The sequence below is a fragment of the Oryzihumus sp. genome (assembly GCF_054325275.1).
Genome location: NZ_JBTCWL010000040.1, coordinates 20763 through 35927, shown reverse-complemented (window position 1 = coordinate 35927; position 15165 = coordinate 20763). Strand labels below are relative to the sequence as shown.

At 70.8% G+C, this 15165-nt stretch carries 12 protein-coding genes and 1 pseudogene; all 13 read right to left on the bottom strand.

Annotated elements, in window-relative coordinates; translation table 11 throughout:
• Window positions 1–226 (bottom strand): annotated as a pseudogene (locus tag ACXVGS_RS11740) (citramalate synthase); the annotation flags it as partial.
• 295 nt (window positions 227–521) lie between these two features.
• Complete coding sequence (locus tag ACXVGS_RS11735; RefSeq protein ID WP_458530564.1) at window positions 522–1289, bottom strand: gamma-glutamyl-gamma-aminobutyrate hydrolase family protein; 768 nt, start codon at window positions 1287–1289, stop codon at window positions 522–524.
• 3 nt (window positions 1290–1292) lie between these two features.
• Entirely contained in the window at window positions 1293–2060 is a 768-nt protein-coding gene (locus tag ACXVGS_RS11730) for a 3-oxoacyl-ACP reductase (protein WP_458530563.1), read from the bottom strand.
• A 30-nt stretch (window positions 2061–2090) separates the two neighbouring features.
• The gene (locus tag ACXVGS_RS11725; protein ID WP_458530562.1) at window positions 2091–3482 is read right to left on the bottom strand and encodes an aldehyde dehydrogenase family protein; all 1392 of its coding nucleotides are present in this window, start codon (window positions 3480–3482) and stop codon (window positions 2091–2093) included.
• Window positions 3483–3487: 5 nt separating this feature from the next.
• Window positions 3488–4855, bottom strand: coding sequence for a glutamine synthetase family protein (locus ACXVGS_RS11720; protein WP_458534571.1), 1368 nt, complete (start codon window positions 4853–4855; stop codon window positions 3488–3490).
• Between the two features lie 41 nt (window positions 4856–4896).
• The gene (locus tag ACXVGS_RS11715; protein ID WP_458530560.1) at window positions 4897–5619 is read right to left on the bottom strand and encodes a FadR/GntR family transcriptional regulator; all 723 of its coding nucleotides are present in this window, start codon (window positions 5617–5619) and stop codon (window positions 4897–4899) included.
• A gap of 5 nt (window positions 5620–5624) precedes the next feature.
• Window positions 5625–7106, bottom strand: a complete 1482-nt coding sequence (locus tag ACXVGS_RS11710) for an amino acid permease (RefSeq protein ID WP_458530559.1) — start codon at window positions 7104–7106, stop codon at window positions 5625–5627.
• Window positions 7107–7310: 204 nt separating this feature from the next.
• Entirely contained in the window at window positions 7311–8423 is a 1113-nt protein-coding gene (locus ACXVGS_RS11705; RefSeq protein ID WP_458530558.1) for a branched-chain amino acid aminotransferase, read from the bottom strand.
• A 115-nt stretch (window positions 8424–8538) separates the two neighbouring features.
• Window positions 8539–9618 (bottom strand): 3-isopropylmalate dehydrogenase, encoded by a 1080-nt coding sequence (locus tag ACXVGS_RS11700; RefSeq protein ID WP_458530557.1) that lies wholly within the window; start codon window positions 9616–9618, stop codon window positions 8539–8541.
• A 510-nt stretch (window positions 9619–10128) separates the two neighbouring features.
• Entirely contained in the window at window positions 10129–11718 is a 1590-nt protein-coding gene (gene serA, locus ACXVGS_RS11695) for a phosphoglycerate dehydrogenase (RefSeq protein WP_458531208.1), read from the bottom strand.
• A gap of 226 nt (window positions 11719–11944) precedes the next feature.
• Window positions 11945–12247, bottom strand: a complete 303-nt coding sequence (locus tag ACXVGS_RS11690) for a hypothetical protein (protein ID WP_458530555.1) — start codon at window positions 12245–12247, stop codon at window positions 11945–11947.
• Between the two features lie 19 nt (window positions 12248–12266).
• Window positions 12267–13958 carry a sodium:solute symporter family protein gene (locus ACXVGS_RS11685; protein WP_458530554.1) on the bottom strand — a complete coding sequence of 564 codons (1692 nt, stop codon included), beginning with the start codon at window positions 13956–13958 and terminating at the stop codon, window positions 12267–12269.
• 166 nt (window positions 13959–14124) lie between these two features.
• Window positions 14125–15153 (bottom strand): ketol-acid reductoisomerase, encoded by a 1029-nt coding sequence (gene ilvC / locus ACXVGS_RS11680; RefSeq protein ID WP_458536977.1) that lies wholly within the window; start codon window positions 15151–15153, stop codon window positions 14125–14127.
• Between the last annotated feature and the right edge of the window lie 12 nt (window positions 15154–15165).

The window sequence follows — 15165 nt, the reverse complement described above, 5'->3', positions numbered from 1 at the left end:
CGCCGAAGGCCGCGAGGGTGGCGTGCTGCAGTCGCAGCTCGGTGCGGGCGCGGGCGAAGAACTCCGTGTCCTTGGGGTTGGCCCCGGGCCAGCCGCCCTCGATGAAGCCGACACCGAGCTCGTCGAGGTGGCGTGCGATGTCGAGCTTGTCGGCGACGGAGAGGTTGAGCCCCTCCTGCTGCGCACCGTCGCGCAGCGTGGTGTCGTAGACGTGCAGGTCGGTCATCGTCGGCCCCATCTCAAGGTCACTGCAGCAGTGCGGTCGTGCCGGCGCCCGGGGCGCCGCCGGTGTCATCCATGGTCGTCGATCTCGGGACCGTCACCGGGGCGGGGTGGTGCCCGGTAACGAAAAAGACCCCCCAGGGTGTGGGAGGTCTGCGCGGCGGGAGGTGTCCCGTCGCGCTAGCCGAGAATGATGGTGGCGGTGGCCACTGCCGTCCAGGTGCTCATGACAAGGCTCAGGGTGCCACGGCCCGTCCGGATCGCGGCACCACGTCTCGCCATCCGGTCACGGTCACCGGTCAGCCGGTATGCCGCGCGGCAGGGTCCGCTCGCCGCCCGCTAGCCGCCCGCTCCCGGCACTCCTGCACCAGCGCCTCGAACAACCGGGGGTCCGTGCCGGCCTCCGGGTGCCACTGCACGGCCAGGCGGAAACGGGACCCCGGGTCCTCCATCGCCTCCAGCGTCCCGTCGTCGGACCAGGCGGCCGGGACGTAGCCGGGGTGGTCGAGCACCGACTGGTGGTGGTAGGTCGGCACGTCCACCGCCGCCCCCAGGATCTGCGCGACCCGCGTGCCGGCCACCGTGGCGACCGGGTGCACGCCGTAGACCCCCGGCGCCGGCGAGTGCTCGTCGTGGCCGACCCGGTCCGGCAGGTGCTGCTCCAGGTGGCCGCCGGCCGCCACCGCCATGACCTGCATCCCCCGGCAGATACCCAGCACGGCGAGGTCCTGCTCGGCCGAGACGCGCGCGAGCGCCAGCTCGAGGGCGTCCCGGTCGGGGCGGCCCGGCTGCACGCTCGGGTGCGGCTGCGCGGCATACCGGCTGGGCTCGACGTCCGCTCCCCCGGCGAGGACCAGCCCGTCGAGGCGGGCCAGGACGTCGCGGGCGAGGGTGTCGTCCGCGTCGAGGCGGGGCGGGACCAGCAGCGCGATCCCGCCGGCTGCCTCGACCTTGGTGACGTAGTCCTGCGGCAGCAGCGCGCTCGGCACGTCGGTCCAGTCGCCGCGGGAGGCCGTCTCGACGTAGCAGGTGATGCCGATGACCGGCCGGGATGCCTCACCGCCCATGGCTCAGACCGGGGTGACGTAGGCGCCGGAGATGCCGCCGTCGACGAGGAACGACGAGGCGGTGATGAAGCTGGACTCGTCGCTGGCCAGGAACAGGACGGCGTTGGCGATCTCCTCCGGCTCGGCGAACCGGCCGGTCGGGATGTGCACCAGGCGCCGCGCGGCCCGCTCGGGGTCCTTGGCGAACAGCTCCTGCAGCAGCGGGGTGTTGACCGGCCCCGGGCACAGCGCGTTGACCCGCACGCCCTCGCGCGCGAACTGCACGCCGAGCTCGCGCGACATCGACAGCACGCCGCCCTTGCTGGCGGTGTAGGAGATCTGCGAGGTCGCCGCGCCCATGACCGCGACGAACGAGGCGGTGTTGATGATGGACCCACGCTTCTGCTCGAGCATGTAGGGAAGCGCCGCCTTGCAGCACAGGTAGACGCTGGTGAGGTTGACCTCCTGCACCTTGCGCCACGCGTCGAGGTCGGTGGTGAGGATCGAGTCGTCCTCGGGCGGGGAGATGCCGGCGTTGTTGAACGCGACGTCGACGCTGCCCCACGTGTCCCTGGCCGTCCGGAAGAGCTTCTCGACGTCGTCGGCGTCGGTCACGTCGCAGCGCACGAAGGTCCCGCCGACCTCTCCGGCCACCTTCGGTCCGGCCACCTCGTCGAGGTCGCCGATGACCACCTTCGCGCCCTCCTGGCCGAAGCGGCGCACCGTCGCCAGGCCGATGCCGCTGCACCCTCCGGTGACGACGGCGACCTTGCCCTCGAGCCTGCCTGTCATGGTCCTGCCTCTCGATGTCGTTGTGGTTGCTCAGGATTCGGTGGAGATGAAGACGTTCTTGACCTCGGTGAAAGCGTCCAGCGCGTCCGGGCCGAGCTCGCGCCCCAGGCCCGACTGCTTGAACCCGCCGAAGGGCGTGGAGTAGCGCACGCTGCTGTGCGAGTTGACCGAGAGGTTGCCCGCCTCGACGCCGCGAGCGACGCGCAGCGCCCGCCCGACGTCGCGGGTCCAGATGGACCCGGACAACCCGTATGCCGTGTCGTTGGCCTTCGCGACCGCGTCCGCCTCGTCGTCAAACGGCATGACGGCGACGACCGGACCGAAGACCTCGTCCTGCCAGACCGCGTCCTGTGTCGACCGCGGCAGCACGACCGTCGCGGGGTACCAGTAGCCGCCCCCGCCCGGCGCCTCCCCGCGGAAGGCGATGTCGACCGGTTCCTCTGCGTCCTCCACGAAGGACCTGACCCGCTCCCGCTGGCCGGCGCTGATCAGCGGGCCCATCTCGGTGGTCTCCTCCGCCGGGTCGGCGACGACCACGCCCCGCACGGCCGGCTCGAACAGCTCCATGAACCGGTCGAACACGGTGCGCTGCACCAGGATGCGGCTGCGGGCACAGCAGTCCTGACCGGCGTTGTCGAAGACCCCGTAGGGCGCCGATGCCGCCGCCTTCTCGAGGTCGGCGTCCTCGAAGACGACGTTCGCGCTCTTGCCGCCGAGCTCCAGGGTGACCCGCTTGACCTGCTCGGCGGCCCCGCGCATGATCCCCTGACCCACCGAGGTCGACCCGGTGAAGCAGATCTTGCGGACGCCGTGGTGGGTCACGAACCGCTCCCCCACCACCGACCCCTTGCCGGGGACGATGTTCAGCACGCCCTCGGGGAGACCCGCCTCAAGGGCCAGCTCGCCGATCCGGATCGCGGTCAGCGGGGTCAGCTCGGCCGGCTTGAGCACGACGGTGTTGCCGGCCGCGAGCGCCGGCGCCATCCCCCAGCCCAGGATCGGCATGGGGAAGTTCCAGGGCACGATGATGCCGACGGTCCCGAGCGGCTCCTTGAACGTCACGTCGAGCCCGCCGGCGACCGGGATCTGCCGGCCGAACAGGCGTTCCGGGGCGGCTGAGAAGTAGGCCAGCACGTCGCGGACGTTGCCGGCCTCCCACCGGGCGTTGCCGATCGTGTGCCCGGCGTTGAGCACCTCCAGCTGCGCCAGCTCCTCGAGGTGCCCGTCGACGACCTCGGCGAAGCGGCGCAGCAGCCGTGCCCGGTCCGCCGGGGCCACCGCACGCCAGGCGGGTCCGGCTGCCTCCGCGCGCGCGATGGCCTCGTCCGCCTGCTCGCGCGAGGCGAGCTCGACGGTCCGGACGACCTGGCCGCTCGCCGGGTTGATGACCTCGTGACGGCTCTCGTCCGTCGTGGTGCTCATGCGTGTCACAGCCTCTCGAAGCCTCGGATGCGTTCCCAGTCGGTCACCGCGGCGTTGAACGCCGCGAGCTCGACGTCGGCGGCGTGGACGTAGTGGTCGACCACGTCGTCGCCGAAGGCGGCCCGCGCGACCTCCGACGCGGCGAACAGGTCCCGCGCCTGCCCCAGCGTGGTCGGGACGCGGTCCTTGCCGGAGGTGTAGGCGTTGCCCTCGCAGGCAGGCTCGAGCCAGATCTTCTCCCGCACGCCGTGCAGGCCTCCGGCGAGCATCGCGGCCACCGCGAGGTAGGGGTTGACGTCACCCCCGGGGACGCGGTTCTCCACCCGCAGCGCCTCCCCCTCACCCACCACCCGCAGCGCGCAGGTGCGGTTGTCGCGCCCCCAGGCGACGGCGGTCGGGGCGAACGATCCGGGCTGGAACCGCTTGTAGGAGTTGATGTTCGGGGCGTACATCAGCGTCAGCTCCCGCATCGTGACCTGCAGGCCGGCCACGAAGTGCTCGAACATCTCGCTGTAGCCGTGCGGCCGGGACGTGTCCGCGAAGACGATCGACCCGTCCTCCCCGCGCAGTGACAGGTGGATGTGGCACGAGTTGCCTTCCCGCTGGTCGAACTTGGCCATGAACGTCAACGACTGCCCGTGGGCGCCGGCGATCTCCTTGGCCGCCGTCTTGTAGATCGAGTGGTTGTCGCACGTGCGCACCACGTCGTCGTAGAGGAACGCGATCTCGTGCTGGCCGAGGTTGCACTCACCCTTCGCGCTCTCGACGGTCACGCCCGCGACATACATCTCGTTGCGGATCTCCCGCAGCAGCGGCTCGACCTTGGTGCCCCCGAGGATCGAGTAGTCCACGTTGTAGCGGTTCGCACCGGTCAGCCCCTGGTAGCGCCGGTCCCACGCCTGCTCGTAGGAATCCTCGAACACGATGAACTCCAGCTCGGTGCCGGCCAGGGCGACGCAGCCGAGCTCGGCCGCCGCGGCGACCTGGGACTTGAGGACCGAGCGCGGCGACTGGCGCACCAGGCCCTCACCGTCCAGCCAGGACAGGTCGCACTGGATCGTCGCCGAGTGCGGCTGCCCGGGCGTGCGGCGCAGCGTGGACAGGTCGAGGTCGAACATCATGTCGCCGTAACCGCGCTCCCACGAGCTGATGGCGTAGCCGCCCACGGTGTTCATGTCGACGTCGACGGCGAGCATGTAGTTGCAGCCCTCGGTGCCGTGACCGAGCACCCTGTCGAGGAAGAACTGCCCGTGGATCCGCTTGCCCTGCAGGCGACCCTGCATGTCGGTGAACGCGACGATGACGGTGTCGACCGCGCCCGAGGCGATGTCGTCACGGAGCTGCTCGACGGTCAGCTGTGGGGGTCTGGTCATGTCTCTCCTCGGGTCAGCCGGTGAGCTCGTGGTCCGTGCGGTCAGCCGAGCAGGCCTCGCAGCAGGGCGGAGGTGGCGTCGCAGTGCTCCTCCATCGTGGCCCGGGCGGCCTCGGGGGCGCCTCCCAGAACGGCCGCCACCAGGGCTTCGTGCTGCTGCGTGGAGTGGGCGATGTTGCGCGGCAGCACCGGTATCGCGCTCAGCAGCTCGTGCAGCGCGGCCTGCGCCCGCGTCACGGACTCGATGAGCATCGGCGAGCCGGACAGGGTGGCGATGGCCAGGTGGAAGCGGGAGTCGGCGACCCGGTGGGCGGCGCTGTCGGGTGCCTGGCGCACCGCGGCGGCGGCCTCGAGCAGCCAGGCCCGCTGGTCGGCCGACAGGGGCCGGGACGCCGCCAGGTAGGCCGCCCCGGGCTCGACCACCCGCCGGAAGCTCAGCGCGTCGGCGAGGTCGGCGCCGTGGCGCACCGGCTGCTCGGCGGACTCCGGCATCGGGGCTCCCCGGTAGACGACCTTGGTGCCCCCGCCGCGCCCCCGGGTGGTCTCCACCATGCCCGACTCGCGCAGGGCCGCGATGGCCTCGCGCAGCGTCACCCGGCTGACCGCCAGCCGCTCGGCCAGCTCGCGCTCGGGCGGCAGCAGCTCGCCCCGGGCGAACACCCCGAGCCGGATCGCCGTGGCGAGCTGCTCGACCGTGGACTCGAAGGCGTTGCCCGGCGCGGGCCGCAGCACGGCGTCGGGCAGCCGGCTGGCATCCGACGGCATCGCCGTCACGGCGCCTCGGGGCCGAAGATCTCGGCGGCGGGACGGGTGTCGTGACCCGGCGGCACGTCCCTCATGAAGTGGTGACGGCCACCGATGATCCACGTGACGGTCGCGAAGACCAGCACGGCGAGCACCGCGATGGGCGCGTAGTTGAACGTGTCCACGGTGATCGGGTTGGCCGGCGGCAACATGAAGAGGATGACGATGAAGGCCACCCAGACGACCGCGATCCAGCCCACCAGCGGGCTCCACCGGCCGAGGTTCCAGGCGCCGGGGCGGAAGTCCGGGTTGAGGCGGCGCAACAGCACGGGAGTGACGTAGGCAATGTAGAGGCCGATGACCGCGATCGACGTGACGGCGAGGTAGGCGGTGGTGCTGAACAGCGCCGGGCTGGCCAGGACCAGGGAGCAGACGACGCACAGCCAGATGGAGTTCGTCGGGGTGCCCGTCCGCGGGTTGACCTTCGACCACCAGCGCGAGCCGGGCAGCGCGTTGTCCCGGGAGAACGCGTAGGACATGCGCGAGTTGGCCGTCACCGAGGCCATGCCGCAGAAGAACTGGGCGACCGCGCAGATGAAGACGAGCGCGACCCCCAGGGAGTGCCCCGCGGCGTCGATGAAGATCTGCGCGGGCGGCAGGCCGATGCTGGTCGTGCGGGCCCGGTCGACGTTCTGGATCGACGCCGTGATGGCGACGAGCAGGACCCAGCCGGCGAAGAGCGACACCACGACCGAGTTCACGATCCCCTTGGGGGCGTTGACGGAGGCGGAGTGGGTCTCCTCGGCCACGTGGGCCGAGGCGTCGAACCCGGTGAAGGTGTACTGCGCCATGAGCAGCCCGATCAGGAACACGTAGATGACGTTGTTCCAGCCGGTGGCGTTCTCGAAGTGGGTGAACGTCCACGAGATCGACTGGTGGTGGTCGGGCACGAACGAGAGCACGGCGACGATGACGGCGACCCCGGCCAGGTGCCACCACGCGCTGATGTCGGACAGGCGCCGGACCAGGTCGACCCCGAAGGTATTGAGCAGCCCGTGCAGCAGCAGGATCACCGCGAAGGCGATGAAGGTCCTGCCCGCGGTCACGCCGACCCCCCAGGTCAGGTCGAGGAAGGCCATCCAGGTGATCGCGGCGCCGTAGTCGATCGCCGCCGTGACGGCGACCTCGCCCAGGAAGTTGAACCACCCGACGTACCAGGCCCACATCGGCTTGCGGTGCCGGGCCAGGCGTCCCGCCCAGAAGTACAGGCCACCGGCCGTGGGAAAGACCGAGCAGACCTCGCCCATGGCCAGCGCCACCAGCCAGACGAAGAGCCCGACGAGCGGCCAGCCGATGGAGATGGCGATGGGTCCGCCGGCGTTGAGGGCGATGCCGTAGCTGGTGATGGCACCGGCGAGGATCGAGATGATCGAGAACGAGACGGCGAAGTTGTTGAAGCCGCTCATCCTCCGGTGGAGCTCCTGCTCGTAACCGAGCTCGGCCAGCATCGCGGAGTCAGCATCAACCGGCTGTGGGGACGCTGGGGGCGTTGCGCTCATCGGGCACCTCGAAGGGTCTGGCGATGGACCAATACCCACCGAGACAGATGGGCTGTCTCGATTGAAGACCCGGAGTTGCCCTCCGTCAATGGTCTGGTTGCAGACCTTTACCTGTCGTTCACCGACGAGCCTGCCGGCGCCGGGCCGGCCCGGTCACACCAGGCGGGTGAGCCAGCCGCGGGTGTCCTCGGTGCGGCCGTACTGCAGGTCGAGCAGGGCCTGCCGGACCGCCAGCGTGGTGGAGCCGGTCTCGCCGCCGTTGACGGACAGCTCGCCGCCCTCCCAGGCGAGGCGGCCGACCGGGGTGACCACGGCGGCCGTGCCGCAGGCGAAGACCTCGGTGATGTCGCCGCTGGCCACACCCTCGCGCCACTCCTCGATGGAGATGCGGCGCTCCTGCACGCTGTGGCCGAGGTCCTTGGCCAGCTCGAGGATCGAGGCGCGGGTGACGCCCTCGAGGATGGTGCCGGTCAGCTCGGGCGTGACGATCGAGCCGTCGCGGCGCACGAAGTACAGGTTCATCCCGCCGAGCTCCTCGACCCAGCGGTGCTCGACCGCGTCGAGGAAGGCGACCTGGTCACAGCCGTGGGCGCTGGCCTCGACCTGGGCGGCGAGGCTGGCCGCGTAGTTGCCGCCGCACTTGGCCGCGCCGGTGCCGCCGGGAGCGGCCCGGGTGTAGTCGGTCGACAGCCAGATGGACACCGGCTTCACGCCACCGGAGAAGTAGGCGCCGGCCGGGGAGGCGATGACGCAGTAGGTCACCTGGGCGGCGGGGCGGACGCCGAGGAACGCCTCGGAGGCGAACATGAACGGCCGCAGGTAGAGGCTGGCCTCGCCGGCCTCGCCGCTGGGCACCCACGCCTGGTCGACCTCAACCAGCGCTGTGAGGCTGGCGAGGAAGTCGGCCTCGGGCAGCTCTGGCAGCGCCAGGCGCCGGGCGCTGCGGGCGAACCGCGCCGCGTTGGCCTCCGGGCGGAAGGTCCAGATGGACCCGTCCGCGTGCCGGTAGGCCTTCATCCCCTCGAAGATCTCCTGCGCGTAGTGCAGCACCGCGGCGGAGGGGTCCAGCGAGATGGGCCCGTATGCCGTGACCCTGCCGTCGTGCCAGCCCTCACCGGGGGTCCAGGTGGCCAGGACCATGTGGTCGGTGAACTTCTTGCCGAAGCCGGGGTTGGCGAGGATCGCCTCGCGCTCGGCGTCGGGGAGGACGTCGGGCCGCCTGCTGACCGTGAACTCCAGCGTCGAAGGGGCGGTCGCCTGCGTCATCGAAGGTCCTCCTGACCGGAAGTCGTGGGTGGGGCACGTGCCCTGAGCCGAAGGCTACCGGGCACGGGGTGCTCCGCCGAGGCGGGAGGTCCTCAGCCGGCCCGGAAGGCGGGCCTCAGCCGACGCGGGCGGCGATGGCGTCGCCGATCGCCGACGTCGACCGCGGCGCGCTCCCCCGCTCGGCCAGGTCGGCGGCCACGGCTGCCTCGACACGGGCGGCGTCCTCGCCGCGGCCGAGGTGCTCCAGCAGCAGGGCGACCGACAGGATCGTGGCGGTCGGGTCGGCCTTGCCCTCGCCGGCGATGTCAGGGGCCGAGCCGTGCACCGGTTCGAACATGCTCGGCGCGGAGCGCTCGGGGTTGATGTTGCCGCTGGCGGCCAGGCCGATGCCCCCGGCGATGGCTGCGGCGATGTCGGTGATGATGTCGCCGAAGAGGTTGTCGGTGACGATGACGTCGAAGCGGCCCGGGTCGGTGGCCAGGAAGATCGTGGCCGCATCGACGTGCTGGTAGGCCGTCTCCACGTCCGGAAACTCCGCACCCACATCCTCGACGGTCCGGCGCCACAGGTGGCCGGCGTAGGTGAGCACGTTGTGCTTGTGCACCAGCGTCAGGTGCTTGCGGGGCCGGCCCTGGGCGCGGCGGAAGGCGTCGCGCACGACCCGCTCCACGCCGTACCGGGTGTTGACGCTGACCTCGGTGGCGACCTCGGCGGGGGTGCCGACCCGCAGCGCTCCCCCGTTGCCGACGTAGGGACCCTCGGTGCCCTCGCGCACCACGACGAAGTCGATGCCGCCGGGCGCGACCCGCTCCACGGCGAGGGGGCTGGTGACGCCGGGGTAGAGCCGGGCCGGGCGCAGGTTGACGTAGTGGTCCAGAGAGAAGCGCAGCTTGAGCAGCAGCCCGCGCTCGAGCACCCCGCTGGGCACGCCGGGGTCGCCCACCGCGCCGAGCAGGATGGCGTCGTGGCCGCGGATCTCCTCCAGCACCGAGTCGGGCAGGGTCTCGCCGGTGGCGTGCCAGCGGCGGGCGCCGAGGTCGTACTCGGTGGTGCTGATCTTGGGGCCCTGCCCGGCGGTCACCGCGGAGAGAACCTTCAGGCCCTCGGCGACCACCTCCGGGCCGATGCCGTCGCCGCCGATGACGGCGATGTCGAGGGTGTCCGTGCCCTGCGCCGGGCTCTGCTCGTCAGCCATGTCGTCAGCCTAGAAGTCGTCTTGCGTGCTGGAATCTGTGTTCCACATGACGGACGGCCTCCCCGCGGGTCGCCGGGAGGCCGTCCGTGTCTCGGTCGTGGTGACCGGTCACTCGTCGTCGGAGTGGCCCTGGTCGCGCAGGTCCATGGACTCCTGCAGTGCGCGGCGGGTGGCCTCTTCGGCTTCGCTCATGTCGTCACGTCCTTCGCATGATCGTCACAGGTGACAAGGGGAAATGGGTCTCGCACACGCTCCCCGGATGACGGGGGGTGGGTCAGCGGCACACGCGGGGTCTCCGCGGCGAGTCAGCTGACCTGTCGGAACCCGCCGCGGCGGCGAAGCATGAGAACCAGCCGCGTCATGTCCTCGACATTACGTGGACGTCCAAGTATGTGGAACTTCTTTCCCACACCGTGAGACGGCACTGGACGCCCGGCACCCGCTCCTGCCCGGGCACGACGAAGGGCCCGACCGGAAGGTCGGGCCCTTCGTGCGCGGCGCTGGCGGTGCTCAGCCGTCGAGGTCGACGACCTTGACGCCGCTGGCGCCGATCTCGGTGCCGATGTCGCTCAGCACCCCCGCGGGGATCGCGCTGTCCACGGTCAGCGCCACGAGCGCGGCGCCGCCCTGGGCCTTGCGGGCGACCTGCATGCCGCCGATGTTGATGTCGGCCTCGCCGAGCACCCGACCCACGGTGCCGATGATGCCGGGGCGGTCGACGTAGGTGAAGAACGCCATGTGCTCCGAGATCGGCACCTCGAGGTCGAAGCCGTTGACCCCGACCACCTTCTCGACCAGGCGCGGGCCGGTCAGGGTCCCGGCGACGCTGACCTCGGTGCCGTCGGCCAGGGTGCCGCGCAGCGTGGTGACGTTGCGGAAGTCCTCGGCCACCGGGTCGGTCAGCAGCCGCACCTCGCACCCGCGCTCCTGCGCCAGCAGCGGGGCGTTGACGTAGGACACCTGGTCCTCGACCACGTCCTGGAACAGGCCCTTGAGCGCGGCGAGCTTCCACACGCTCACGTCGTACTCGGTGATCTCGCCCTTGACGTCGACGGTCAGCTGGGTCGGCACCGCACCGGCGAGGGCGGTGAAGATCCGGCCGAGCTTCTCCACGAGGGCGATGCCGGGGCGGACCTCCTCGGCGATGACCCCGCCGGAGACGTTGACCGCGTCGGGGACGAGCTCGCCGCCGAGCGCGAGCCGCACCGACCGGGCGACCGCGACACCGGCCTTCTCCTGGGCCTCGTCGGTGGAGGCGCCCAGGTGCGGGGTGACGACGACCGACTCGAACTCGAACAGCGGCGACTCGGTGGTCGGCTCCTTGGCGAACACGTCGATGCCGGCGCCCGCGACGCGGCCCTCCTTGAGGGCGACCGCGAGGGCTTGCTCGTCCACGATGCCACCGCGGGCGGCGTTGACGATCCGCACCGAGGGCTTGACCAGCTTGAGAGCCTCCTCGCCGATGAGGCCGAGGGTCTCGGGGGTCTTGGGCAGGTGCACGGTGATGAAGTCGGACTCGCGCAGCAGGTCCTCCAGCGGCAGCAGCTGGACGCCGAGCTGGCCGGCGCGCGCCGCGGAGACGTAGGGGTCGTAGGCCACGACCTTCATGCCGAACGCGGCGAGGCGCTCGGCGACCAGGACGCCGATGCGGCCCAGGCCGACGACGCCGACGGTCTTGTCGAGCAGCTCCACGCCGGAGTACTTGCTGCGCTTCCAAGCCCCGCCCTTGAGGGCCTCGTTGGCCGGGGCGATGTTGCGGGCGGTCGCGAGCAGCAGGCCGACGGCCAGCTCGGCCGCCGAGGTGATGTTGGAGGTCGGGGCGTTGACGACCATGACGCCGGCGACCGTGGCCGCCTTGACGTCGACGTTGTCCAGGCCCACACCGGCGCGCGCGACGACCTTGAGGTTCTTCGCGGCGGCCAGGGCCTCCTCGTCGATCTTGGTCGCCGAGCGGATCAGCACGGCGTCGACATCGGCGATGGCGGGCAGCAGCTCGGATCGGTCAGCCCCGTCGCAGTGGCGGATCTCGAAGTCCGGCCCGAGCGCGTCGATGGTCGCGGGCGAGAGCTCTTCGGCAATCAAGACAACGGGTTTGGTCACTGGCCTGTCCTTCACGGGTGGTGGGATGCGGCCGAGCCCCCTGCGGGCCGGCCGGGTCTGGGCGGGAGGTTCCGCCCGGCACCGCGCTGTGCCCACGGCCAGTCTAGACACGGCGAGCCGGGGCCCCGGCCCCGGCTCGCGATGTGGACGGGCCCCCTTACGCACGCACCCGGCATACCGACGAGCGGGTATGCCGGGTGCGCGCCACGGGTGCCGCGGCTCAGGCTCAGGGGATGGGCCTCTCCTGCTCGTCCTCACCGGCGTCGGGCGCGATCCGCGTCGGGGACAGGCTCCTCCAGAGGAGGAAGAGGCCGCCCAGGACGAACATGACGATGCCTGCCCAGAGGTTGATGTTCGTGCCGGCGGCCTTGGCCCGGTCCGCCTCGCCACCGACCAGGCCCATGACCAGCACGATGGCGCCGTAGGCGAGGAACAGGCCGCCCAGGACGCTGCGCAGGTCGAAAAGCTTGGCCCGCGCCGGGGCCTGTGCCGGGAGGTTCGGCTCTTCGGAGTGTGCTCCGGTGCTCATGTCTGACGCTCCTTGGGGCCTAGATGAACGGGATGTACAGGGCGAAGGACAGCGCCAGGGCCAGCAGGCCGAAGACGACCGGCGAGCGGTACCACGCCTCGTCGCCGACCACGGCGCCGGCGCTCATGTCGTGCTTGCCCAGGCCGTAGACCAGGCCCTGGAGCTCGGTGACCGGCTTGGGCCGGCTGGCCAGAGTGACCAGCACCGAGACCACGACGTCGGCGACGAACGCCACGATCGCGCCCTTGAAGTTGCCGTCGCTGTCGCTGAGGTAGTGGACCCAGCCGAGCTGGCCGGCGCCCCAGGCGGCCGCGGCACCGAGCGTGCCGGCGACCAGGCCCCAGAAGCCGCCCCAGCCGGTCATCCGCTTCCAGAACAGGCCGAGGATGAAGGTGGCGAACAGCGGCGCGTTGAAGAAGGAGAACAGCAGCTGCAGGTAGTCCATGATCGAGTTGAACCGGGAGGCGATGAACGCCGTCCCGATGCCGCCGAGGACACCGATCACGGTGACGATCCGGCCGACGCGCAGGTAGTAGCCGTCGGGGCGGTCCTTCTTCACGTAGTCCTGCCAGATGTCGTACGTGAAGACCGTGTTGAAGCTGGAGATGTTGGCCGCCATGCCGGCCATGAACGCCGCCAGCAGGCCGGTGACCGCGACGCCGAGCACGCCGGAGGGCAGGTAGCGCTCCATCAGCGCGGGGATCGCGTCGTTGTAGGTCAGGCCCTTGCCCTCGGTGTCGGTCTGGCCCAGGCCGGGGATCATGGCCAGGGCGATCAGGCCGGGGATCACGGTGAAGAACGGGATGACCAGCTTGGGGAACGCGCCGATGATCGGCGTGCGCCGGGCGGCGGACATGTTCTGCGCCGACAGCGCGCGCTGCACCTCGGCGAAGTTGGTGGTCCAGTAGCCGAAGCTGAGGACGAAGCCCAGGCCCATGGCGATGACCAGCCAGTTGGAGCCGATCGGGTTGGTCACGTGGCCGATGGCCGTGCCCTGCCAGGCGTGCAGGAAGCCCTCGCCGGCGTTCTTGTTGCCCTGGATCTTGCCGGTCAGGCCGTCCCAGCCGCCGGCCGCCTTGAGGCCGACGAACGTCAGCGGGATGAGGCCGGCGAGGATGACGAAGAACTGCAGCACCTCGTTGTAGATGGCCGAGGACAGGCCGCCGAGGGTGATGTAGACGAGGACGAAGGCGCCGGCGGCGAGGATCGAGACGTACTTCGGCCAGCCGAGCAGCGCCTCGAGGATCACCGAGAACGCGAACAGGTTGACGCCGGCCTGCGCCACCGCGGACACCGCGAAGGTGCCGGCGTTGAACAGGTGGGTCGGCGAGTTGAACCGGCGGCGGAGGTACTCCGGCACGCTGCGCACCTTGGAGCCGTAGTAGAACGGCATCATCACCAGCGCCAGGAAGATCATCGCCGGGACGGCGCCGATCCAGTAGTAGTGCACGGTCGAGATGCCGTACTTGGCGCCGTTGGCCGCCATGCCGAAGATCTCGGTGGCGCCGAGGTTGGCCGAGATGAACGCCAGGCCGGTGATCCACGCGGGCAGGGACCGCCCGGAGAGGAAGAAGTCCTCACTGTTGTGGATGCTGCGCCGGACGGCGAAGCCGATGAACAGGACCACCGCGAAGTAGGTGGCCAGGATCAGGTAGTCGGCGCCTCCCATGTTGAGGCGCAGTCCTTCTGCAGGCACGACGGTGTGCAGCATCGATCGATTCCCCTTCCAGGGCGGGAGCGGGCCCACGGTAGTCCCGAACCTCGCAAATCGCCCACCCCTCGCGCACGCGACGAGGGACTGATCACACCTTTGACCAGTCCCTCGTCGGTATGCCGGGTGCCCGGCGCGCGGGCCGCGCGCCCCTGGCGGCGCCGCCTCAGCGGGCGGCGGTGCCCTCCGTGTAGTCGCTGTCGGCCGGCTTGATCCAGCTCATCAGCGAGCGCAGCTCACGGCCGGTCTTCTCGATCGGGTGCTGCTCGCCCTTGGCGCGCAGGGCGGAGAACTCCGGGGAGCCGGCGTCCTGGTCGTCGATGAAGCGCTTGGCGAAGGTGCCGTCCTGGATGTCCTTCAGGACCGCCTGCATGTTCTCCTTCACGTGCGCGTCGATGACCCGCGGGCCGGAGACGTAGTCGCCGTACTCGGCCGTGTCGGAGACCGACCAGCGCTGCTTGGCGATGCCGCCCTCGTACATGAGGTCGACGATGAGCTTGAGCTCGTGCAGGCACTCGAAGTAGGCCACTTCGGGCTGGTAGCCGGCCTCGATGAGCGTCTCGAAGCCGTACTGCACCAGCTGCGAGGCCCCACCGCAGAGCACCGCCTGCTCGCCGAACAGGTCGGTCTCGGTCTCCTCGGTGAAGGTCGTCTTGATGCCGCCGGCGCGCCGGCCACCGATCGCCTTGGCGTAGGACTTCGCCAGGTCCCAGGCCTTGCCCGAGGCGTCCTTCTCGACGGCGACGAGCACGGGCACGCCACGGCCGTCGACGTACTCGCGCCGGACCAGGTGGCCCGGGCCCTTGGGGGCGACCATGGCCACGTCGACGCTCTCCGGCGCCGTGATGTAGCCGAAGCGGATGTTGAAGCCGTGCCCGAAGAACAGCGCGGCGCCGTCCTTCAGGTGCGGCTCGATCGACTCGGCGTAGACCTTCCGCTGCACCTGGTCGGGGGTGAGGATGACGATGAGGTCGGCCTCCTGCACCGCTTCGGCGACCGGCAGGACCCGCAGGCCCTCGGCCTCGGCCTTGGCCTTCGAACGGCTGCCCTCGGCCAGGCCGACGCGCACGTCGACGCCGGAGTCGCGCAGGTTGAGCGCGTGGGCGTGCCCCTGGCTGCCGTACCCGATGACGGCGACCTTGCGGCCCTGGATCACGGACAGGTCAGCGTCGTCGTCGTAGAACATCTCGGCCACGTCGGCCACTCC